Annotated in this window: 23 protein-coding genes; 6 read left to right on the top strand and 17 right to left on the bottom strand. The window is 57.0% G+C overall.

All coding sequences use genetic code 11. From position 1 onward, the window contains the following. The first annotated feature begins 3 nt into the window (after positions 1-3). Positions 4-363, top strand: coding sequence for a hypothetical protein (locus VXJ35_RS08535; RefSeq protein WP_064021263.1), 360 nt, complete (start codon positions 4-6; stop codon positions 361-363). A gap of 95 nt (positions 364-458) precedes the next feature. Here VXJ35_RS08535 and VXJ35_RS08530 read toward each other — a convergent pair whose 3' ends face one another. Genes VXJ35_RS08530 through VXJ35_RS08505 form a run of 6 tightly spaced genes read right to left on the bottom strand, consistent with a single transcriptional unit; the run spans position 459 to position 5,809 of the window. Beyond that, the gene (locus tag VXJ35_RS08530) at positions 459-890 is read right to left on the bottom strand and encodes a YcgN family cysteine cluster protein (protein WP_064021262.1); all 432 of its coding nucleotides are present in this window, start codon (positions 888-890) and stop codon (positions 459-461) included. Between the two features lie 3 nt (positions 891-893). Continuing rightward, complete coding sequence (gene ftsX, locus VXJ35_RS08525; protein WP_331711085.1) at positions 894-1,859, bottom strand: permease-like cell division protein FtsX; 966 nt, start codon at positions 1,857-1,859, stop codon at positions 894-896. Beyond that, a complete protein-coding gene (gene ftsE, locus VXJ35_RS08520; RefSeq protein WP_054759983.1) occupies positions 1,859-2,515 on the bottom strand; it encodes a cell division ATP-binding protein FtsE in 657 nt (218 codons plus the stop codon). Before ftsE ends, ftsX begins: the two co-directional genes overlap by 1 nt. A gap of 4 nt (positions 2,516-2,519) precedes the next feature. Then, entirely contained in the window at positions 2,520-4,481 is a 1,962-nt protein-coding gene (gene ftsY / locus VXJ35_RS08515) for a signal recognition particle-docking protein FtsY (protein WP_064021260.1), read from the bottom strand. A 4-nt stretch (positions 4,482-4,485) separates the two neighbouring features. Next, positions 4,486-5,073, bottom strand: coding sequence for a hypothetical protein (locus VXJ35_RS08510; RefSeq protein WP_064021259.1), 588 nt, complete (start codon positions 5,071-5,073; stop codon positions 4,486-4,488). Further along, positions 5,066-5,809: an SURF1 family protein gene (locus VXJ35_RS08505; RefSeq protein WP_064021258.1), complete on the bottom strand. Its 744-nt coding sequence runs from the start codon at positions 5,807-5,809 to the stop codon at positions 5,066-5,068. Before VXJ35_RS08505 ends, VXJ35_RS08510 begins: the two co-directional genes overlap by 8 nt. Positions 5,810-5,890: 81 nt before the next feature. On the opposite strand from VXJ35_RS08505, the gene VXJ35_RS08500 reads away from it, so the two are divergent. Next, positions 5,891-6,151, top strand: coding sequence for a twin transmembrane helix small protein (locus VXJ35_RS08500; RefSeq protein WP_064021257.1), 261 nt, complete (start codon positions 5,891-5,893; stop codon positions 6,149-6,151). 63 nt (positions 6,152-6,214) lie between these two features. On the opposite strand, the gene VXJ35_RS08495 is transcribed toward VXJ35_RS08500, so the two are convergent. The 10 genes from VXJ35_RS08495 to bioB all read right to left on the bottom strand — a co-directional run bounded on the left by VXJ35_RS08495 (position 6,215) and on the right by bioB (position 15,692). Then, a complete protein-coding gene (locus tag VXJ35_RS08495; protein WP_054759987.1) occupies positions 6,215-7,090 on the bottom strand; it encodes a cytochrome c oxidase subunit 3 in 876 nt (291 codons plus the stop codon). Positions 7,091-7,104: 14 nt separating this feature from the next. Then, positions 7,105-7,650: a cytochrome c oxidase assembly protein gene (locus VXJ35_RS08490; RefSeq protein ID WP_064021256.1), complete on the bottom strand. Its 546-nt coding sequence runs from the start codon at positions 7,648-7,650 to the stop codon at positions 7,105-7,107. Between the two features lie 163 nt (positions 7,651-7,813). Next, positions 7,814-9,430, bottom strand: a complete 1,617-nt coding sequence (gene ctaD / locus VXJ35_RS08485; RefSeq protein ID WP_054759990.1) for a cytochrome c oxidase subunit I — start codon at positions 9,428-9,430, stop codon at positions 7,814-7,816. A gap of 53 nt (positions 9,431-9,483) precedes the next feature. Beyond that, positions 9,484-10,614: a cytochrome c oxidase subunit II gene (coxB, locus tag VXJ35_RS08480; protein ID WP_064021255.1), complete on the bottom strand. Its 1,131-nt coding sequence runs from the start codon at positions 10,612-10,614 to the stop codon at positions 9,484-9,486. Between the two features lie 247 nt (positions 10,615-10,861). Then, entirely contained in the window at positions 10,862-11,257 is a 396-nt protein-coding gene (locus VXJ35_RS08475) for a bacteriohemerythrin (RefSeq protein ID WP_064021254.1), read from the bottom strand. Between the two features lie 54 nt (positions 11,258-11,311). Then, positions 11,312-12,007 (bottom strand): dethiobiotin synthase, encoded by a 696-nt coding sequence (gene bioD, locus VXJ35_RS08470; protein ID WP_064021253.1) that lies wholly within the window; start codon positions 12,005-12,007, stop codon positions 11,312-11,314. Beyond that, positions 12,004-12,789: a malonyl-ACP O-methyltransferase BioC gene (gene bioC / locus VXJ35_RS08465; protein ID WP_064021252.1), complete on the bottom strand. Its 786-nt coding sequence runs from the start codon at positions 12,787-12,789 to the stop codon at positions 12,004-12,006. The genes bioD and bioC overlap by 4 nt, the downstream gene beginning before the upstream one ends. After that, positions 12,782-13,549, bottom strand: coding sequence for a pimeloyl-ACP methyl ester esterase BioH (bioH, locus tag VXJ35_RS08460; protein ID WP_064021251.1), 768 nt, complete (start codon positions 13,547-13,549; stop codon positions 12,782-12,784). Before bioH ends, bioC begins: the two co-directional genes overlap by 8 nt. Beyond that, on the bottom strand, positions 13,546-14,706 hold the full coding sequence (gene bioF, locus VXJ35_RS08455) for an 8-amino-7-oxononanoate synthase (protein ID WP_064021250.1): 1,161 nt from the start codon (positions 14,704-14,706) through the stop codon (positions 13,546-13,548). Before bioF ends, bioH begins: the two co-directional genes overlap by 4 nt. Next, the gene (gene bioB, locus VXJ35_RS08450; RefSeq protein WP_064021249.1) at positions 14,706-15,692 is read right to left on the bottom strand and encodes a biotin synthase BioB; all 987 of its coding nucleotides are present in this window, start codon (positions 15,690-15,692) and stop codon (positions 14,706-14,708) included. The genes bioF and bioB overlap by 1 nt, the downstream gene beginning before the upstream one ends. A gap of 67 nt (positions 15,693-15,759) precedes the next feature. Here bioB and VXJ35_RS08445 point away from each other — a divergent pair, with 67 nt between their 5' ends. Then, positions 15,760-16,461, top strand: a complete 702-nt coding sequence (locus VXJ35_RS08445) for a ComF family protein (protein ID WP_064021248.1) — start codon at positions 15,760-15,762, stop codon at positions 16,459-16,461. Here VXJ35_RS08445 and VXJ35_RS08440 read toward each other — a convergent pair. Further along, complete coding sequence (locus tag VXJ35_RS08440; protein ID WP_064021247.1) at positions 16,458-18,086, bottom strand: AAA family ATPase; 1,629 nt, start codon at positions 18,084-18,086, stop codon at positions 16,458-16,460. The genes VXJ35_RS08445 and VXJ35_RS08440 overlap by 4 nt on opposite strands. Before the next feature lie 223 nt (positions 18,087-18,309). Between VXJ35_RS08440 and VXJ35_RS08435 the strand changes: the two genes are divergently transcribed. From VXJ35_RS08435 to VXJ35_RS08425, 3 genes are read left to right on the top strand one after another with little or no spacing between them, the layout of a single operon-like run. Beyond that, entirely contained in the window at positions 18,310-18,846 is a 537-nt protein-coding gene (locus tag VXJ35_RS08435) for a flavoprotein (protein ID WP_064021246.1), read from the top strand. After that, positions 18,843-20,237 carry a DUF6513 domain-containing protein gene (locus tag VXJ35_RS08430; RefSeq protein WP_064021245.1) on the top strand — a complete coding sequence of 465 codons (1,395 nt, stop codon included), beginning with the start codon at positions 18,843-18,845 and terminating at the stop codon, positions 20,235-20,237. Before VXJ35_RS08435 ends, VXJ35_RS08430 begins: the two co-directional genes overlap by 4 nt. 9 nt (positions 20,238-20,246) lie before the next feature. Continuing rightward, positions 20,247-20,957: a hypothetical protein gene (locus VXJ35_RS08425; RefSeq protein WP_064021244.1), complete on the top strand. Its 711-nt coding sequence runs from the start codon at positions 20,247-20,249 to the stop codon at positions 20,955-20,957. Positions 20,958-21,006: the final 49 nt, after the last annotated feature.

The following is a 21,006-nucleotide window of genomic DNA, read 5'->3' as shown; positions in this document are numbered from 1 at the left end:
TTTATGATCAAAACGACCTTCATCGGCAGCCTATTCGCCACCCTGTTATTGGCCAATCCGGTTCACGCCACCGAATACATCTATCGCGACATTATGGCGAATACGCTGGCGCCTGAGCATTGCCAAGCGGAATCCAAAGCCAAAGAAAACGCAGCGAAAAACTATAACATCGACCGTTTTAGCAAAAAGTTTTGCCAATCGCAAGGTTACGGCTGGCATGTCGACGAAGTTAAAAGCGTCGGCAATACCGTTTGCGACAGTTGCGGCACAACTCAAGAGGCCAGATGCCACCAAGAAGACGTGGTGGTGTCCTGCAAACGCATCAAACCTGGCACGGTAGGCATGCTGCCGGGTAAAGGCTAACGGAAATTGAATTCCCCGCGGGACTACTCTGCAACGTCCCGGTTTTTCCAGCCCGAAGCCGCCGAATGTTTTTTCGGCGGCTAGGCCTTAATCGTTCAGGGCTGCAACCACTCGATGATATGGTCTTCCAGGTCGACGACCTGCGATTCTTTGATGGCGTAACTCGTGATCGATACGCCCGCCTCCCTGACCGATTCGGCCGAACCGGACACCAACGGGTGCCATTCTGGTAGCGGCTCGCCATCGGCCAACAGCCGGTAAGCGCAGGTCTTAGGCATCCACCGGTACTCGGTGAAGTCGTGCTGTTTCAAATCCAGACAGTCCGGCACTAGCGTGCAGCGTTCGCTGTAACGGGTGCAGCGGCAAGTATCCAGATCGATCAAATCGCACACCACGCTGGTAAATGCAATCTCGCCGGTATCTTCGTCCTCCAGCTTATGTAAACAGCACTTGCCGCAATGGTCGCACAAGGACTCCCACTCGGCAGCGGTCATTTGCTCCAGCGTCTTGATTTCCCAAAATTTCATAGCTTATTGCGGTTTCAACTGGCGTAATTGGTAATGCAATACCGCCCAAGATCCCACCACCGCCAATGATGCCGAAATGGTCAGCAACAACAAGAACTCGGAAAAGCTCAAAAACAGCAATTCGAAGGAGCCGTTGTACAGCGTCGACAGTTTCTCCACCGGCGACTCCAGAATCAGCAACATAACCGTGACGATCAGCCAGCCCAAGAAGCCGGAGATAAAACCGAGCCAGAATCCGGTGTACAAAAACGGACGCTGGATAAAGGCATGCGTCGCGCCGACCAGTTTGGAAATAAACACTTCGTCCTGGCGATTTTGCAACTCCAGCCGGATGGTATTGCCGGTGATGAAAGTCACGGCAAACCCGAGCAGCAGGCTGACCAAAGCTACGCCGCGGCTGGCGATCAGCATGATGGTTTGCAGCCGGGCCACCCATTGCATATCGACCTGGACGAATTCCACTTGCGGCAACTGCTTGAAATCGGCCATCAGTTTCTCGATGTCGTCACTATTTTCCAGTGCATTTTTCGGCAACACCTGGATCACGCTGGGTAACGGATTGCGTTCCAAGGCGTTCAGGGCATCGCTAAAACCACTGTTGGCTTTGAACTCCTCCAACGCCTGCTTTTTGCTGATGTACTTGACTTCGGCAACGCTCGGGTTTTGCCGCAACTGTTCCAGTAACTTTTGCCCCACTGCGTCGGTGATCCCTTCGTGCAAGAACAGCGACATCTGGTTGCTCGATTCCAGATTGCCGGTGAGCTGCTGCACGTTTGCCACCACGATATAAAAACTGCTGGCCAACGACACGGCAATCGCCAATACCAACACCGTCATCGCCGAGGTAAACGGGGTCCGGGTCAAACGGCCCAGGCTGGAAAACAGGCCATGGGCGTGGTTCAGCAGATAGGCCTGAAATAATTCCACGATGCGGTTGCCGGCGTGTTTGCGGCGGATTTGCTTCATCATCAGCTTGTTACCAGATGGCCTTTGTCGAGCGTCAACACTCGGTGCTCCAGATGGTTGATCAATTCGATGTCGTGGGTAGCCACCAATACCGTAACCCCGACCTGTTTGAACTGCTCGAACATATGCATGACTTCCGCCGACAAATCCGGGTCCAAGTTACCGGTCGGCTCGTCGGCTAATATCAGTTTCGGTTTGTTGACGATGGCTCGGGCAATACCGACTCTTTGTTGCTCGCCGCCGGACAAAGCCAACGGGTGTTTGCGTTCCTTGCCGAGCAGGCCGACCTTATCCAACGAGGCCCGGACCCGGCGCGCGACTTCCTGGTGGTGATAGCCGGAAACCACCAGCGGCAATGCCACGTTATCGAACACGGTACGGTCATTCAGCAACTTGTAATCCTGGAAGATCAAACCCAGGTTGCGCCGCAGGTAAGGTATTTTCCGGTCACCGATACGGCTGATATTCTGGCCGTCCAGAAAAATATTACCGCGCGTGCATTGCTCCATCATCGCGATCAATTTCAACAAGGTACTTTTGCCGGCGCCGGAGCGGCCGGTCAAAAACGCCATCTCGCCACGTTGCAAATGAAAACTGACGTCGGTCAAAGCCTCGCCGGCATCCGGATAGCGTTTGCTCACGTGTTCGAATTTCAGCATAAGCTCAGTCTTTTACGAACAGCGCATCGACGAAGCTTTTCGCGTCGAAGTCCTGTAAATCGTCTATCTGTTCACCGACGCCGATAAAACGGATCGGCACCCGCAATTGGTTGGCCAACGCGAAAATGATACCGCCTTTGGCGGTACCGTCCAATTTGGTCAAGGCGATACCGGTCAATTCGACCGCTTCGTTGAATAATTTGGCTTGCGACAACGCGTTCTGGCCGGTACCGGCGTCGAGAATCAGCAATACTTCGTGCGGCGCGGATTCGTCCAACTTGCCCATGATGCGTTTGATCTTCTTCAACTCGTCCATCAAATTGGATTTGGTGTGAAGCCTGCCGGCGGTATCGGCGATCAACACATCGATGTTTTTGGCTTTGGCCGATTGCAGTGCGTCGAAAATCACCGAGGCCGAATCGGCGCCGGTATGCTGGGCTACCACCTGGATATTGTTGCGCTCGCCCCAAGTTTGCAATTGCTCCACCGCCGCGGCGCGGAAGGTGTCGCCGGCCGCCAGCATCACGCTGTGCCCTTGCTGCTGTAGGCGTTTGGCCAATTTGCCGATAGACGTCGTCTTGCCGACGCCGTTGACGCCGACCACCAAAATCACGAACGGCCCATCCTGTTGCGGGATCTGCAACGGCTGGCTACACGGCTGCAGCATGTCTTGCAAGTTTTGTTTCAACGTCGCAGTCAACACGTCGCCATCGCTGAGTTGGTCGCGCTCCAGGGTATCGGTTAGTTGTTTGATGATCTGCGTGGTGGTCTCGACGCCCATGTCGGCCATCAATAAATTGGCTTCCAGCTCGTCGAGCAGTTCCTTGGTTACGGCTTTTTGGCCGAATGCCAAACTGCCCAATACTCCGCTCAGCCCACTGCGGGTTTTCCGCAATTGGCTGGACAAACGCAGGTATAACGATTCCTGGCTGGCCAGCGGTGCGGCAGCCGGCTCGGCGGTGACGGCCGGCACCGGCAACTCGCCGGATTCTTCGACTTCGTCGCCGAGGCGGTAACGGCTGAACAGTAAAATCGCCAACAACGGCAGCATCAACAAAGCCGCAAATGCGTTATGCGCGACCGCCAACGGCAACGGCAGCGTGTACTTGACCGCGAATACGCCAAGAGCGATTTGGATCAACAATAGCAAACTCAGCGCGTTGCCAGCCATGCGTACCGGCTTGGGATAGCGCTCCGAGGTCGCAACCAACATCAAGCCGCTGAGCACCAGAAACGCAAATCCGGCGAATATGCGGTGTACTGCCTGGATCGCCATTTTGGCATCGGCCGACAGGGCATCGGCGTTGCCGAACAGATCGAATGCGCGTTGGTAATCGGTAGCGGGCAACCATTGGCCGTTACAACGCGGAAAATCGGTACAGGCCAGACCGGCATAATTGCTGCTAACCCATCCGCCCAAGCCGATTTGCGCCAACAGCACGAGTATCGCAAACCAGGCGAACCAGGTCGGCCCCGACTTCGCCGCTCTGGGGGTCAAACCCGGATGCAGCCGCAAGTAACTCCAGGCGATCGCCCAAAACGTGGCAAATCCCAACAGCAGATGGCTAGCAACCACGATGGGCATAGTGCCGGAGGCTACGGTCCACATGCCCAGCGCCGCCTGTGCGGCAATCAGCGCCAAAACCACACCGCTGGAAGCCAGCGCAACGCCGCGCTGGCTCTGGCGCCAGGCCACCCCGAACCAAACCAGAGCCAACGCAGCCAGGCCGCCCGCCAAATAACGGTGTGCCATTTCTTTCCAAGCCTTGGCAGTATCGAGCGCTTGTTGCGGAAAACCGGCTACGGCGTCCGCTTTGAATTCCGGACTGTCGCTGACGAAGGCTTTACCGTAACAACCCGGCCAATCCGGGCAGCCCAATCCGGCGTGGGTCAGGCGAACGTAAGCGCCGACGACGATGACTAGCAGCGCCAACAAGGCGCAGCACAGGGTGAGTTTTCTGAACATGTGATCAACCGATTTGTGAAATTCTGAGTAACTTGCTCAAGTCGTCTCTGACCTGATACGGATCGTAACCGGGCGCATATTTCATCATCAGGTTACCCAACGGATCCATGATCAGCAGGCTACCGTCCGGTAGCGGACTTGGGTTTATTGTTGTTAGTTTTTGTTGCAAGCTTGGTGCCGGCAAGGCCTTCAGCAAGCGGCCGTCATCCCGCCATTCGGCCGGCAGCGGCAGATTGCTATCGAATACCAAGGCCAAACGCCGAATCCGGGCGATGTCCTTACCCACCATCAAACCGATCTGATTCGTTTTATACAGCGCCTCGCGGCATATTTCGCCGCATGGGCCGGCTACCGGATTGACCAAGATCCAATGCCCTTTCAACTCTCCGATGTTTTCCGCGGAAAAGGCGTCGGCGCCGGAAAATTCGCCGGCTTCGGTAGCCAACGGCGGACTGATCAATTCGCCGTGGTTGGTGCCGAGCCGAACGGTGCCCGGATGTTTAGCCAGATACCAGGCAATGCCGAACGGGATCACCGACATGGCGAAAATGACCAAAATAGTAATGCGGTTTTTACGATGTTGTTTATCCACGGTGTGCTTTACGGCTGCTGTGCCAAATAAACAGAACGGTTAAGGCCAATGCCAAACCGAACCATTGTACTGCATAGGCCCGGTGTTTTTCAGGCGGGATCGCCACCGCGGTTTTCCATTCGCGGCGGTAGCCCTCCGCTTGATCCGGATTCAATTCGATTTGGTAATCCGCCAAGGGGTAACCCAACTTCTCGGCCAACAAGCCGGTATCGACGATTTGCACCCTGACCGGCCAGCTATCGCCGGGAATTTCGGCGCCCTGCAACCGGATACCGGGTTCCGGAAATCGGTTAATCCGCCCTTGCACAGTGTCTATTTGGCCGGCTATCGCCAAATCCGGCGTAATATCCCGCGAAGACCCCAAACCTATCCAGCCGCGGTTGATCAACACGGCGGCTTGGCCGTTACCGGGCAAAAACGGCGTCAACACCAGATACCCCGCTTTACCGTCCAAAATCTGATTGTCGATCAGAATCTGATGCGCTCGATCGTAGTGTCCGCGCAAAATTGCCGGCCGGTATCGGTACTCCGCCGCATCGACAAACACATCGCCGTTCAAATCCAAGGCCGGAGCGGACAACGCCGCCTGCTGCGCGTCCAATAAAACTTGCTTTTCCGCACCGCGCCGCAGCTGCCAGAAGCCCAAGTTACACAGTAACGCCAGCAACACCACGTAGCCGGCTAGCATGGGCCAAGCGAACTGAAACTCGACACCGAATAAATTGAATCTGACCATAATATTTCCCAAGCGCTGCCCCGCTATTGGCAAGCACACTTTATTCGCCGAAAATGCTTATTTTTATCCGGTTCCGCCGACATGCTCATTAAAATCCTCATCATTGCCGCATTTATCGCCATCGTCATTAGTCTCGGTTCGGCGTTGTTCCATATCGTCAAACATAAGGACGACGAGGATTCGAAGAAGGCCGCAAAAGCCTTGACCGTCAGAATCGGCGTGTCGCTGGGGGTGTTTATTTTGCTGTTTATCGCTTTTGCGACCGGCTTGATTCAGCCCCACGGCATCGGCCTGCGTATGCACGGCAGCCCCGCCGCTCCTGCCAACCCGCCGAAACCTTGATTTTGCCCCAAAAAAAAAGCGCGATCCGCACAGACCGCGCTTTTTCATGCGTAGCGTTCGAATTTACAGCAGATAAACGAACACGAACAAACCCAACCAGACCACGTCGACGAAGTGCCAGTACCAGGCGGCCGCTTCGAAGGCAAAATGGTTTTCCGGTGTGAAGTGGCCTTTCCAACTTCTGAATAAGACCACCGACAAGATGATCGCACCGACGCAGACGTGGAAACCGTGGAAACCGGTCAACATAAAGAACGTAGAGCCGTAGATGCCTGAACCCAAAGTCAAACCCATTTCGGCGTAAGCTTCGTGGTACTCGCTGGCTTGAAATGCGACGAACAAAAAGCCCAAACCGACGGTTGCCGCCAAGCCTTTGATCAATTGGCTACGATTTTTAGCCAACAAGCCGTGATGAGCCCAGGTGCAGGTTACGCCGCTGGTCAACAGAATCAGCGTGTTCAGAAACGGCAGACCGAAAGCGCCCATCGGTTCGAAATCGCCGCCGACTTTGCCGGGACCGTTGGTAGGCCATACCGCTTGGAAAGCCGGCCATAATATGTCGTGGGTGGAACGGCCCGGACCACTGGTAGCGCCGGTTTCGCCCAGCCAGGAGACGGACAGGTTACGGGTATACCACAAGGCGCCGAAGAACACGGCAAAGAACATCACTTCCGAGAAAATGAACCACATCATGCCCATCCGGTAGGAAATACCCACGCCGTGGTTATACATGCCGGATTCGCTCTCGGTGGCTTGCAACGCAAACCAAGCCCCCAGCATCGCAACGAAAACCAGAAAACCGGTAATCATCATGCCGGAACCTGCGGTATTTCCATTCAAATAGTTGGCAAAGCCCGCCAGCGTCAGCATCAAGCCGGCGGTCGCCATCACCGGCCACGTGGCTTTATGCGGGATGTAATAAGCTGCGTTTGTCGACATAACCTTCCCCTTCGTTAATTTTCAGAATTTTCAGTAATTTCAAAAAAAGTGTAAGACAGCGTAATGGTTTTATAACGCTCCGGCAGCTTGGGATCGACCACCAGGCGCACGGTCATATTTTTTTCTTCGTTCGGTTCGAAGATTTGCTCCAATTCGCAGAAGCAAATCACTTTGGTCACATATTCCTTGACCTGGCCCGGTGCATACGTCGCCACTGCCCGCACCTTCAACCGCCGGTCGCTCAGGTTCTTGGCATAAAAGCCCACCGAGTAATATTGGCCGGGATGCACCTTCAAACTGGACGTCTCGGCCTTGAACGCCATCGGCACCGACCGGTTTAACGACGTCAGAAACTCCATCGTCACTTCCCGATTTTGCTCGGGCTGGAACGCGGTTTCTTGTTTTGCCACGGTCTCGACTTTGGCGTTCTGGCCCACCAAATCGCACAGTACGTTGTACAGCGGGACCAGTGCGTAACCGAATCCGAACATCATCGCGGCGAACAAAACCAGTTTCACCGCCAAACGACTATTTTTCTTATCTAAACCGTCGTCGCTCATTGCGACATGGCCTTCATAACCGCCAACACGTAGATGGTTATCGCGATTGCTGCCAACACCACCGCCGTCAAAATATTTTTCTTTTTAATATCCATGTTGCTCCTCGCGATGCCCTGCCGGGCATTTCCCGGCAGGGCAATCAACCGGCATCGTTATTACCGACTTAGAAATGCTCTGTCGGAATTTTTTCCGGTGGAGTAGTAAAGGTGTGGTAAGGCGCAGGCGAAGGCACGGTCCATTCCAGACTGTGCTTGCTAGCGTCTTCCCAGACTTCGTCACTGACTTTTTCGCCGGTGCCGCCGCGAATCGTGTCGATCACGATGTAAACGAACAACAATTGGCTGAAACCGTAAATGAAGGCACCGATACTGGATACCATGTTCCAATCCGCGAACTGGACCGCGTAATCCGGAATCCGGCGCGGCATACCGGCCAAGCCCAGGAAGTGTTGCGGGAAGAACAGGATGTTGACCGAAATCGCCGACAACCAGAAATGCAGTTTGCCGATTTTCTCGTTGTACATATTGCCGGTCCACTTAGGCAGCCAGAAATAGCCGGCAGCCATCAGGATGAACACCGAAGCCGGGACCAACGTGTAGTGGAAGTGGGCAACGATGAAATAAGTATCGTGGTATTGAAAATCCACCGGCGCCACGGACATCATCAAACCGGTAAAACCACCCATCGTGAACAGCACGACGAACGCGATCGAAAACAGCATCGGCGTTTCGAAGGTCATCGAGCCTTTCCACATTGTCGCGGTCCAGTTGAAAACTTTCACGCCGGTCGGAATCGCAATCAGCATCGTCGCGTACATGAAGTACAACTCACCTGCCACAGGCAAACCGACGGTGAACATATGGTGAGACCAAACGATGAAGGACAGGAAAGCAATCGCACCGGTCGCATAAACCATAGAAGCGTAACCGAACAGCGGTTTACGGGCGAATACCGGAATGATGGTCGAAGCCACGCCAAAGGTCGGCAGAATCATCACATATACTTCAGGATGGCCGAAGAACCAGAAGATGTGTTGGTACAGCACCGGATCGCCGCCGCCGGCCGCATCGAAGAAGCTGGTATCGAAGAACTTATCGGTCAACAACATGGTTACCGCACCGGCGAATACCGGCATGATCGCGATCAACAGGAACGCGGTGATCAGCCAGGTCCAGACGAACAACGGCATTTTCATCAACGTCATGCCGGGCGCGCGCATGTTGAAGATGGTCGCGATCACGTTAATCGCCCCCATGATCGAAGAAATACCCAACATGTGCACCGAGAAGATCGCAAACGGAAACGCTTTTCCGGTTTGCAATACCAGCGGCGGATACAAGGTCCAGCCGGCGGCCGGAGCGCCGCCTTCCATGAACAGCGTGCTGGCCAGCAACAAGACGCCAGCGACCAACATCCAGAAGCTCATGTTGTTCATCCGCGGCAACGCCATATCCGGCGCACCGATCATCATAGGGATCATCCAGTTGGCCAAGCCGACGAAAGCCGGCATCACGGCGCCGAATACCATAACCAGCGCGTGCATGGTCGTCATCGAGTTGAAGAAGTTCGGATCGACGAATTGCAGGCCGGGTTCGAACAACTCGGAACGGATGATAAGAGCCATGGTGCCGCCGACGAAAAACATCGCCAATGCGAATACCAGGTACAGGGTACCGATGTCCTTATGGTTGGTGGTGATTATCCACCGTAAAATGCCCTTTTCCGGGCCGTGATCGTGGTGATCGTGATGATCATCATGTTCAGCTACGACAGCAGTCATACTTTATACCTCAGCAAAAAATAGAAAATGAGTTCAATGCGTGATTCAACGAATTACTCATCATCGTCCCATTTGGGTGTGATTTTGTTGGGCTGAATTTCATCACCCACGTTGTTGCCCAGCGCCGGAGCGTTTCTGATGTAGGTAATCAGCTCGGCCAATTCGTTATCCGGCAATTTGCGGAAGGCCGGCATTTTGCTGGTACCGGCTTGGATGAAGCCGATCAATTGGTCCATGTTACCGGTCACTTTGGCGCTGCCGCTCAGAGCCGGAAACCAACCCGGAATACCTTTGCCGTCGATCTGGTGGCAAGCCACGCAGTTTTTCAGGTACACCGATTCGCCGTGAGCCATCAGCGAGTTACGGGTTTGGTCGCTCAAATCGGGAGCTTGGTTTTGCTTGTCCAGGGTAGCTTTAACCCAGGCGTCGTACTGGTCTTGTTCCATCGCAATCACGACCACCGGCATGAAGCCGTGGTCGCGGCCGCACAATTCGGTACATTGGCCGCGGTAAGTGCCGGGCTTGTCGACGTAGGTCCAGGCTTCGTTGACAAATCCGGGATTGGCGTCTTTTTTCCAGCCCAGTTCGGGCACCCACCAGGAATGGATCACGTCGGCCGCGGTAAACAGGAAACGGATTTTCTTTTTGACCGGAACCACCAACGGTTTGTCGACGTTCAACAGGTAGTTGGGTACCGAGCGCGGATCCATGGTGCTGACGCGATGCACCCGTTCGCTGGCTTCGTCCAGATGGCTTTCGAAATGGATGCCGTTGTCCAGGTACTCGTAATCCCAGTACCATTGCTTGCCGGTCACCTTGATCGACATTTCCGATTCCTGGGTGCGGTCCAGATCGACTACGGCTTTGGTCGCCGGAATCGCCATGCCGACCAGAATCACGGTGGGGATGATGGTCCAGATGATCTCGACCGTGGTGTTTTCGTGGAACTGCTCGGCTTGATGGCCTTTGGATTTGCGGTGGTGGTAAATCGAATAAAACATCGTGCCGAATACCGCGATGCCGATAAAAACGCAGATCCACATGATCAACATGTGCAGGTCGTACAACTCGTTACTGAGCTGGGTCACGCCTTTCGTCAGATTGAGTGTGTAGTCCGCATGCGCCGATCCGAGCCCTAAAGCCATCAGAACCGGACATGCGAGCAGTTGCTTGGTTTTCTTCACGGAGCAGCCCCCATTGGTAGTTATAAACTTGTATGCGTTATATCGTCGTAACCTTGCCGCCCGACACCAAACAGGCAACAAACTCCCTTTACAGATAATTATCATAAATAAACTGGGCAATTTTAACCCATGACTCCCCGGCAGACCAGAAGAGCTTTTCCCGTTTGCACCGTATCGGCATAAAAAAGGCTCGCGGACATCGCTGCCCGCAAGCCTCCACGGCATTGCCGCCGATTTTTCGATTGACTTAGCTTAATACTTCTGCATAAGCCTTATCGTACGTCGGAATATGGCTGTCCAACCAGCTTTTGACCATTTGCCCCACCTCGTCGGTGACGTCGGCTTCGCCGGCATGGAATTTCTTCTGCAAATCGGCGCAAATACCGACCAGCGCATCGTGTTCGGCCTTATGCCGCTCGTAACCGCCGAAACCTTTGGCCTGCATTTCCTTTTCCTCGTGGGCGAAATGGTCGACCACATAGGCAATCAACGCATCCAATGAAGCGCCGACGGTTGCCCGTGCCGCGCCGCCGGTTGCTTCGTCGTACAACTTGTTCAACAACCCGAACAGAGTTTGGTGTTCTTGATCGGCAAAGCCAACGTTGGTGCCGTATTGTGCTGCGGTCCAAGTGATTAAAGCCATAAAACGTCTCCTGGTTATAGTTGTAATGGAGCCGTCATTCTCAACATCCGCCGATTAATTTTCTTGATGTAGATCAATATTTTGCCAGGTTGGCAACCGCAGGCCGCTTGACAAAAACTCAAAATCGCCGGTTTCCGAATAGGGCAACACGCCCAGGAACTGCGCCGGCAGCGCGGCCTGCAAATACGCCACATTTTCGGCAAAGTACGGCATATGCTCGACGATTTGCACGGCAACCCAACCGGCACAGCGCAAGCCGGATTCGGCGACGGCCTGCAACGTCAACCGCGCATGGTTCAGGCAACCGAGCCTGATACCGACCACGACCAGCACCGGCAAACCCAATATCCGAGCCAGTCCGGCATTGTCCAATGTTAAGCTCAGCGGCGAGTACCAGCCCCCCGCTCCCTCGACCAATACCACCTGCGCCCGCTGCTGCAAGGCGCCGAAGGCTGCGGAGATAATTGCCGGTCCCACGTTGGCTCCGCCGCACGCCAAATGCGGCGACACCGGCTGTTCGAAGGCATAAGGATTGACCAAGTCGTATTCCGCGCCGACCGACGCGTTTTGCATCAACAGCAAAGCATCTTGGTTCTGCAATTTGCCGCCACGCCGCTCGCAACCGGCCGCCACCGGCTTCATCCCCGCTACCGAATAGCCCTCGCGCCTGAAACGGTGCAGCAATGCGGCCGTGGCCCAAGTCTTACCGATATCGGTATCGGTCCCGGTGACGAAATAAGCCATTTTCATCGCATCGCCCGTAGATAAATAATTTCATAACTCGCAACAATCGGGCCGTCAGCCATCGCCGCCTCGTAATGCGCAATCATGCGTTGCAGAGACGCCCGGCTGGTTGGCCGGGGATTCCGGCGAATGCTGGCATTGTGGGCGCCGATTCCTTTCAGTTCCCGCATCAGCGCTAACACCGACGGATAAGGCTGGCAGACTAACTCGGCTTCCAGTTCGAAACGGCTCCACCCGGCCGCAACCAGGAACCGACGAATCTGCTCGACACTATAAAACTCGTTGACGTGGGCAAAATCGTCGACCTTGCCCCAGGCCGCCTTCAATTCCGCCAAGGTGCGCGGACCGAAAGTCGACAGAGCCAAACGACCGTCGGCGCAAAGCACTCGCCGGCAATCGGCCAGCAGCGCGCTTAAATCTTCGCACCATTGCACCGCCAAATTGGAATAGATCTGGCCAAAACTGCCGTCGCGGAACGGCAAGCGTTCGGCGTCGGCGCAGACGTAGGCAACCGGCAAACCGGTGCAGTTTCGCCGCGCGGTCTGCAGCATCGGTAGCGCGATATCCAACGCAACGCTAGCCGGCGCCCGCCCGGCCAAATGCCGGGCCAAAAAACCGGTACCGCAACCGATGTCCAACAGCGGCCGAGGCGAAGCGGCACAGGAAGATTTTGCCAACAAGGTTTCGCCGACCCGGCGCTGCAAACCGGCTAACGCATCGTAACCTTCGGCCGCAGCGGCAAACGACTGCCGGACTTTGGCCTTGTCCAATAGCGCCGAATCAACCATCGCCCAGCAAAATATCGACGAGGGCTTGCGGATGACTGAGAAACGGCGTGTGTCCGGCGCCTGGCAACACCTGTATCTGCAGCGCCGGCTGCAAATCCCGCAACGCGGCAGCCGTCGCCACAGGGACCAAGGTATCCTTATCGCCCTGGATAACCCTTATAGGCAGTTTTAATGCGGCCAATTTATCGCGCGCGTCGTGCAGCTTCAAAATCCGCAACCCACCCTGCAATGCCGCAAAATCCGGCGCATCGCACTCCGCCACACTCTGTTTCAACTGTTGCAACACGGCTTTAGCATGCTGCAAACCCTGCACTTGCAAACTCAAAAACCGTTGCAGCGTCTGTTTAGCGTCGTTACCGAGCAACTCGGCAAAACTGTCTAGCACCTCCGACTTGACTCCCGGCCAGCCGGGTTCGCGGACGAAACGCGGATTGCCCGCCAACAATGCCAAACAGCGGACGCGGTCGGGATACGCGGCGGCCATATCGATGGCGACCGTCGCGCCCAAGGACCAGCCCAACAAATCGAAGCTCGGCAGCGGAATTGCCGCCAGCAAGGCTTCGACAATCGCCGGCATTTCGAAATTCGCTATCGGCGCACTGCGGCCGTGCCCCGGCAAATCCAAACAAATCACCTGCCGCTGTTCGGCCAACTGCCGGGCAAACTCGCGCCAAATACCGCTGTGCATGGCCCAACCGTGCAGCATCACCAACGGCCAGCCCTGGCCGTGGCCGTGGACTTCGCAATGGATGCCGCTCATCGCAACACCTTGCCCAGCGCCGCCAGTAACGCGTCGACCTGTTGCAGACTATGGTGCGCGGTAAACGTGATCCGCAAACGGGCGCTACCGGCAGGCACGGTCGGCGGCCGGATCGCGCCGACCCAAAATCCCAAATCCGCCAACTGCCGACTGGCGGCTAGCGCGCGGCCGCTGTCGCCAACCACGAGCGGCTGGATCGCCGTGGCCGAATCCATTAGCTGCAAGCCCTGTTGCTCGGCGCCGCGGCGGAAATGGCCGATCAACGCTTGCAACTGTTCCCGCCGCCAGGATTCGGCTTGCAGCAACCGCAATCCGGCGCGGGTGGCTTCGGCCACCGCTGCCGGCATGGCCGTGGTGAAAACGTACGTTCTGGCTTTTTGAATCAGATACTCGATCAATTCTGCCGAACCGGCAACGAACGCGCCGAAGGTACCGAAGGCTTTGCCTAGCGTGCCCATCAGGATCGGTACTTGCTCGGCGGAAAGGCCGAAATGTTCGACCACGCCGCCGCCGGTACGGCCCAACACGCCGAAACCGTGGGCGTCGTCGATCAACAATCCGGCTTGGCATGCGTCCGCCAGCCGCGCCAACTCCGGCAAAGGCGCCACATCGCCGTCCATACTGAATACGCCGTCGCTGACGATTAACGCCCTGCCCTGAGCCCGCACAAGCTTGGCCTGCAGGTCTTCGCTGTCTGCGTGGCGGTAACGCTGAAACCGGGCGCCAGACAGTAAACCGCCGTCCAGCAGCGACGCATGGTTGAGCCGGTCCTCGAACACATAGTCGCCGCGGCCGACCAAAGCCGAGATCGCTCCCAGATTGGCCATGTAACCGGTCGAAAACAGCAACGCCCGCTCCCGGCCGGTGAACGCGGCCAATTCCTGTTCCAAGGCATGGTGCGCCGAACTGTGGCCGCAAATCAAATGCGCGGCGCCGCTGCCGCAGCCGTAACGGTCGGCGCCGCTCCGGAACGCCGCGACCACGTCCGGATGATTGGCTAGACCCAGATAATCGTTACTGCAAAAATTCAGCAAGCGGCGGCCCTCGACCTGCAATTCGACCGCCTGCGGCCCGTCGACGATGCGCCGGCGCCGATACAGATTTTGCTGTTCTAACTGCTGCAGGCTTGCGGAAAAATCGTAGAACCGATTCGACATCAGGCGTAACTGGAGCCGCCCATCCGCACGCCGAGCCTGGCGAACAACTGCTTGTCCTGGTTGGTCATCGGATTGTCGGTGGTCAGCAATTTGTCGCCGTAGAAAATCGAGTTAGCGCCGGCCAGGAAACACAAAGCCTGCATCTCGTCGCTCATTTGGGTACGACCGGCCGACAAGCGCACCCGAGATTGCGGCATCATGATCCTGGCCACCGCCACGGTGCGCACGAACACGATTGGGTCCAGCGTTTCGGTACCGTGCAACGGCGTACCCTGCACTTGCACCAACATATTGATCGGCACGCTCTCCGGATGCTTCGGCAAATTGGCCAACTGCAACAGCAATTTGGCACGGTCGGTTTCCGACTCGCCCATCCCGACGATACCGCCGCAGCAGACGTTGATGCCGGCGTCGCGCACCCGCTCCAAGGTATCCAGCCGGTCCTGGTAGGTACGGGTGGTAATGATTTCCGAATAATAATCTTCCGAGGTGTCCAGATTGTGGTTGTAATAGTCCAGCCCGCCCTCTTTCAAAGCCTGGGTTTGTTTGTCGGTCAACATGCCCAGCGTGACGCAGGTTTCCATGCCCAAGGCTTTGACGCCTTTGACCATTTCCACCACCCGTTCGATATCGCGGTCTTTCGGACTGCGCCAGGCCGCGCCCATGCAGAAGCGCGATGCACCCTCCGCTTTGGCCCGTTGCGCGGCCTGCAATACCGCATCGACCGGCATCAACGCTTCGGGCGCCAAGTCCGAATCGTAGCGCGCGCTTTGCGGACAATAACCGCAATCCTCGGAACAAGAACCGGTTTTAATACTGAGCAGGCTACTGACCTGCACTTCGTTCGGATCGAAACAGGTACGGTGCACCGTTTGCGCCTGAAAAATCAGATCGTTAAACGGCATGCCAAACAAGGCTTCGACTTCATGCAATTGCCAGTCGTGGCGAAGCGCCGCCGATTCCAAGGGTTTTTGGCTTGCAGACATTCTGTTACTCTCCGAAAAAATATGAGGCCGGGGTTTTACACCCACTTATCAACCTGATTGCGAACAAATGGTAAACAACTGGCTGAAGATTATACAACGAAACCTGATTCCGCCGCGTTGCGTGTTGTGCGGCGACGCCGGCTTTGCCGATTTGGATTTGTGCGCGGGCTGTTTGGGCGATTTGCCGCGCAATCTGTGCTGCTGTTACCGTTGTGGCGAACCCTTCGCTAGCGAGCTCGCTCTGCCGAGCTTGTGCGGGCGCTGCCTGAAACGCTCGCCGCAGTTCGACGAGACCTACGCGCCCTACCTGTACCGTTACCAGATGCCGTATCTAATCGGCCAGTTGAAATTCGGCCGGGATTATAAAAATGCCCGCCTATTGGCCATGCTGCTCGGCGAACATATCGCCGCCGGCGCCGAATTACCCGAACTGCTGCTACCGATGCCGTTGCATCCGAAACGTCACCGGGAACGCGGCTTCAACCAGTCGATCGAGATTGCCCGCCATTTGGCGCGACGGTTCGATATTCCGCTGGACTTGTACAGTGCCGTGCGCAGTCGGGATACCTTGCACCAGGCCGGCTTGCCGGCCAAACAGCGGCTGAAGAATATGCGCGGCGCGTTTCGCTTGCGGAAAACGCTGCAGGCAGACCATGTGGCGATCGTCGACGATGTGATGACCACCGGCGCCACGGTTTCGGCGCTGGCCGGCGTATTGAAGCAGGCTGGTGTCGGCCGGGTGGATGTTTGGGTCTGCGCCCGGGCTTAGCGGTCCAGTTGCGCCGGCGACACGAACGGCAGCGCGTTATCCTGCACGGTTTTGATCGCCGCCAGCAATTTCTCGCGGCGTGAACCCAGCAACTGGACACCGTGCACCAACATCGCGATTTCCTCTTGCAGATTCTGCTGATCCACCGCCATCGTATTCAAGGCTTCGACGGTCGAATTCAGCAACAATTCGTGCTGGCTTTGGTAGGGGCGTTTGAAGCGAACCTGAAACGCATCGCGTAAATTCTGCAACAGCTCTTCGAAACGTTGCTCGCTGAAGTCGTCGCTGCCAATACCGGCCAGCAAAGCCTGTTCGGCATCGAACACGTCGCGTTGGTAAGCCTGCCGGTACGCGGCGCGCAATTGCTCAATCGCGTCGCGGTGCTGTTCGGGCTGGCCCTGAACCTGGGCAACCAAGCGCGCCACCACTTCAGACAGGCTGTACATCGGCGTCTGATGGCGCATGGCGTAAAGCGCATCCAAAGTCGCAGCCAATTCCAGCAAACGCGGTGCGGCATAATTTTCTGTTTCCAACCAGCGGTAAAACAACGCCTTGAACGCCGCCGGAAAGGTGCCGAATTGCTCGCAATAGGCTTCGACGAAAGCGCCGGTAAACTGCTCCAAAGCCGGCTGGTCCAGGGCTTGGCTTTTGATATCCGCCAACAAGCGTTGCGGCGAATCGCAGCCGGCCGGCAGGCTGGGACCGCGAGCGGCGCCGCGAAACGTAAACGGCGGCTCGGCAACTGCATCGGTTTCCGCGGCTTCGGCCGCCGGCAAGGCCGGCTCAGCATCCAGCAACCGCCGCCAATAATCCGCCAAGCCCGGCGCCTCGCGGTCGCTGCCGATATGCTTGACGATGTTGTCGGCCAACGAAAACAAACAACGGCTGGCCGGCGAATTGGCGGCCAGATCGATCACCGTCATCTGCAGAGCCACGGCCTTGGGCACGTTCTCGTCGCGAACGACGAACCCGCCGTATTCGACTTTTTGTTTCAGGCATTTTTCGCTGACCGCGGCAAACCGGCGGTAGGTTTCGGTCGCCGCCGGATAATCGGCGGCCTGATTGACCACGACCCGCAAACTGCCGCGGTAATTTCTGCCATTGAGGGCTTTCAGCAGCGAAAAGCCGTCGGTCAAGGCGGCTGGATCGGCGCTGACCAACAAAAAAGCATATTTCGCTGCCTCGACAAATTGCAGGACCTTGTCGGTCAGCACGGCCGGCAAGTCGATGAAAAAATAATCGTACTGGCCTTCCAACTCCCGCACCGACCGCTCCAGATTCGCGCGTTGATCGGCTGGCACAGGCGTCGCCAGCAGGCTTTGCGCACCGGGCAATACCGCCACGCCTTCGTGGGTTTTGATGATCGCTTCCGCCAAGGTCTTTCCGCCGCCGGCCGCTTGTTCCAAGCCGAACGCCGGCCTCAAACCCAGCAAGGTAGCGGTATTGGACAGCCCGGTATCGGCGTCGATGATGCAGACCGCCGCGCCGCGCGCAGCCATCGCCGCGGCCAGGTTAGCGACCAGGCTGGATTTACCGACCCCGCTCTTGCCGCTGGCAAACACCAACACCCGCGGCGTTTTGCGAAGAACGTTGACATCCTCTAATTGTGAAACGGGACTTTCCATACTAAAACGGTAAACGCAACGGTAGCGGCGGACAACAGACGATTCCGGAAATATCCGGACAATTCGGGCCGGCATTTTACGCTTAATCCGACAATTCCCCATTGGCTAAATGGCCGATCGATCCGATAAGCCATCACCGGCCGGACAACGCACACAGCGGCCTCGGCCGCATTTGCCGAGTCTTCACGTATAATGCCGCGACCTGCAAACCAAACGAAACGCCATGACCACGCCACGCCTTGCCTGGGCTATCACCGGCTCCGGACATTACATCGAAGAATGTCTCGAATTCATGTTGACGCTCGATAACGTCGATTTATACCTAAGCCAGGCCGGCGAGGAAGTGCTGAAAATGTACGGCATCAAACTGGACGATATCCGCGCCAAAATGCCGATTTACCGGGACAAAGCCGCTTCGGCACCGCCGGTCGGGCTGTTTTACAAAGGCTATTACCACACCTTCGTGATGGCGCCGACCACGTCCAACACCATCGCCAAATGCGTGCTGGGCATCGCCGACTCGCTGGTGACCAATCTGTATTCGCAAGCCGGCAAATGCCGGGTACCGAGCATCGTCTACCCGTGCGATACCGCGCCGGAAATCGAGACCACCGCACCGGGCAAGAAAAAGTTCATGGTCTATCCGCGCCCGGTCGACCTGGAAGCCACCGATAAAATCCGCCGCTTTCCTTACACCCAAGTCGTCGACGACGTCGAACAACTCATCGTGGCGGTACACACCCGCCTGGCCGGGCTATGAGCGAAAAAATCCTGTTCATCACCGGCCGTCTGGCGGAAAAGCAGGTCAGGCAGGTGCTGGAAAAAATGCAGCCCGATTTCTTCTATAAGGTGCACGTGATGGGAGTAACGGTCGCGGCGCTAATCACCGCCGAGATGATCGCCCGCCGGCTCAGCGATACCGGCGGTGCCGACCGCATCGTGATACCGGGCCGCTGCCGCGGCGACCTGGACATGCTATCCAAGCATTTCGGCATTCCGGTCGAGCGCGGCCCGGAAGAAATCAAAGACCTGCCGCAACACTTCGGCATGGCCGCACACCATTACGACCTGAGCCAATACCAAACCAAAATATTCGCCGAAATCACCGATGCGCCGAACATCGGCGTCGATGCCGTCGTCGAACGCGCGCACTACTACAAAGCCAATGGCGCCGACGTGATCGACATCGGCTGCCTGCCCGGCACGCCGTTTCCGCATCTGGCCGATTGCATCGAGACTTTGAAGCAGGAAGGTTTCACAGTCAGCATCGATTCGCTGGAAGACGCCGACCTGCTGGCCGGTGGCCGGGCCGGCGCCGATTACCTGCTGAGCCTAACCAATAAGAGCCTGTGGATTGCCGATGAAGTAGCCGCGACGCCGATTCTGATTCCGGAAACCCACGGCGACCTCGCCACGCTGGATCGCGCCATCGAAACCTTGAGCGCAAAAAACCGCGCCTTCATCGTCGATCCGATCCTGGACCCGATCCATTTCGGCTTCACCGAATCCATCGTCCGCAATTACCGCTTCCGTCAGCGCTATCCGGACATCGAAATGATGATGGGCGTCGGCAACCTGACCGAATTGACCCACGCCGACACCTCCGGCATCAATGCGGTATTGCTGGGGATTTGCTCGGAGCTGAATATCAACCATATTTTGGCCACCGAAGTCAGCAAGCACGCCCGGCGTGCAATCAAGGAAGCCGACGTGGCCCGGCGCGTCATGCATGCGGCGAAACAGCACAACACGCTGCCGAAACACATCAGCCCGGATTTGATGACGGTACACGAGACCGCGCCGTTCCTGAACAGCCGCGAGGAAATTGAAAGCCTGGCCGGACAAATCAAAGACCCCAGCTACCGGATCCAGGTCAGCAGCGACGGCATCCACATCTTCAACCGCGACGGGCTGCACAGCGCCACCGACCCGTTCGATCTGTACCCAAAATTGCAGGTGGAGAGCGACGGCGGCCACGCCTTTTATCTGGGAGTGGAATTGGCACGCGCTGAAATCGCCTGGCAACTGGGCAAGCGTTTCACCCAGGACCAACCCTTAAGCTGGGGCTGCGCCGGCCAAGGCCCGGAGCCGACCGTGGACTTACACACCTTCAAGCCGGCCGGCAGCACTTTGAAAAAACACGATGGCTAAGGAGGCTTTATGGCCAGCCAAACCGCGCTACTGATCCTGATCGCCATTTTGAGCGCGGTATTGCTCTGGTTGTGGCAGCACTGGCGCCGCGCCGCCCGCGCCGATTTCATTCGCCGCTACGCCTTTCCCGCCGGCCTATTCGAAAAATTGCAAAAACGCCGGCCGCAGTTGGCGCGCAAGGACTGCGAATTGACCGCCCGCGCCTTGCGCCAGTTTTTTCTGGCCTATCTGCACGGCGGCCGTAACTTCGTGTCGATGCCGTCGCAACTGGCCGACGACTTGTGGCACGAGTTCATCCTCTACACCCGGCATTACGAGCAATTCTGCCGCCAAGCCTTCGGCGGCTTTCTGCACCATACGCCGGCCGTGGTGTTGAGCCGAAACCGGCGCAGCAATGCCGGCCTGCGCCGGGTCTGGTGGCAATGCTGCCGCGAGGAAAACATCAACCCGAGAAAACCCAGCCGGCTACCGCTCCTGTTTGCGTTGGACGCGAAGTTGCAGATCGCCGACGGCTTCAGCTACCTCGCCGATTGCCGCGGCCAGATCGCCCGCGCCGGCGACGACAGCCGCAGCGGCACGCCCTACTGCGGCGCCGACTTTGCCGACAGCAGTTTCGACGGCGACACCGACGGCTTCGGCGATGACAATGGCAGCGGCGACAGCAGCGGGGATGGCGATTCGGGGGGCTGCGGCGGCGGTTGCGGAGGCGGCGGCGACTAATTGCCGGCAGCGTTGCGCTGGCAACGCAGCGCCGCTTTGTCGGTTATGA

This window comes from Methylomonas sp. DH-1, assembly GCF_046097555.1.
Taxonomy (GTDB): domain Bacteria; phylum Pseudomonadota; class Gammaproteobacteria; order Methylococcales; family Methylomonadaceae; genus Methylomonas; species Methylomonas koyamae.
The sequence above is the reverse complement of the archived record's forward strand: the minus strand, read 5'-3'. Positions and strand labels throughout refer to the sequence as shown.

Coding starts and splice junctions, on each gene's coding strand:
- bioH (WP_064021251.1), bottom strand. CDS start 13,549: ATGAGCGGCATCCATTGCGAAGTCCACGGCCACGGCCAGGGCTGGCCG.
- VXJ35_RS08500 (WP_064021257.1), top strand. CDS start 5,891: ATGCTCATTAAAATCCTCATCATTGCCGCATTTATCGCCATCGTCATT.
- bioD (WP_064021253.1), bottom strand. CDS start 12,007: ATGAAAATGGCTTATTTCGTCACCGGGACCGATACCGATATCGGTAAG.
- VXJ35_RS08425 (WP_064021244.1), top strand. CDS start 20,247: ATGGCCAGCCAAACCGCGCTACTGATCCTGATCGCCATTTTGAGCGCG.
- ctaD (WP_054759990.1), bottom strand. CDS start 9,430: ATGACTGCTGTCGTAGCTGAACATGATGATCATCACGATCACCACGAT.
- VXJ35_RS08535 (WP_064021263.1), top strand. CDS start 4: ATGATCAAAACGACCTTCATCGGCAGCCTATTCGCCACCCTGTTATTG.
- VXJ35_RS08475 (WP_064021254.1), bottom strand. CDS start 11,257: ATGGCTTTAATCACTTGGACCGCAGCACAATACGGCACCAACGTTGGC.
- VXJ35_RS08505 (WP_064021258.1), bottom strand. CDS start 5,809: ATGGTCAGATTCAATTTATTCGGTGTCGAGTTTCAGTTCGCTTGGCCC.
- VXJ35_RS08440 (WP_064021247.1), bottom strand. CDS start 18,086: ATGGAAAGTCCCGTTTCACAATTAGAGGATGTCAACGTTCTTCGCAAA.
- VXJ35_RS08430 (WP_064021245.1), top strand. CDS start 18,843: ATGAGCGAAAAAATCCTGTTCATCACCGGCCGTCTGGCGGAAAAGCAG.
- bioC (WP_064021252.1), bottom strand. CDS start 12,789: ATGGTTGATTCGGCGCTATTGGACAAGGCCAAAGTCCGGCAGTCGTTT.
- VXJ35_RS08530 (WP_064021262.1), bottom strand. CDS start 890: ATGAAATTTTGGGAAATCAAGACGCTGGAGCAAATGACCGCTGCCGAG.
- VXJ35_RS08445 (WP_064021248.1), top strand. CDS start 15,760: ATGGTAAACAACTGGCTGAAGATTATACAACGAAACCTGATTCCGCCG.
- ftsE (WP_054759983.1), bottom strand. CDS start 2,515: ATGCTGAAATTCGAACACGTGAGCAAACGCTATCCGGATGCCGGCGAG.
- VXJ35_RS08435 (WP_064021246.1), top strand. CDS start 18,310: ATGACCACGCCACGCCTTGCCTGGGCTATCACCGGCTCCGGACATTAC.
- ftsY (WP_064021260.1), bottom strand. CDS start 4,481: ATGTTCAGAAAACTCACCCTGTGCTGCGCCTTGTTGGCGCTGCTAGTC.
- bioB (WP_064021249.1), bottom strand. CDS start 15,692: ATGTCTGCAAGCCAAAAACCCTTGGAATCGGCGGCGCTTCGCCACGAC.
- bioF (WP_064021250.1), bottom strand. CDS start 14,706: ATGTCGAATCGGTTCTACGATTTTTCCGCAAGCCTGCAGCAGTTAGAA.
- ftsX (WP_331711085.1), bottom strand. CDS start 1,859: ATGATGAAGCAAATCCGCCGCAAACACGCCGGCAACCGCATCGTGGAA.
- VXJ35_RS08490 (WP_064021256.1), bottom strand. CDS start 7,650: ATGAGCGACGACGGTTTAGATAAGAAAAATAGTCGTTTGGCGGTGAAA.
- VXJ35_RS08495 (WP_054759987.1), bottom strand. CDS start 7,090: ATGTCGACAAACGCAGCTTATTACATCCCGCATAAAGCCACGTGGCCG.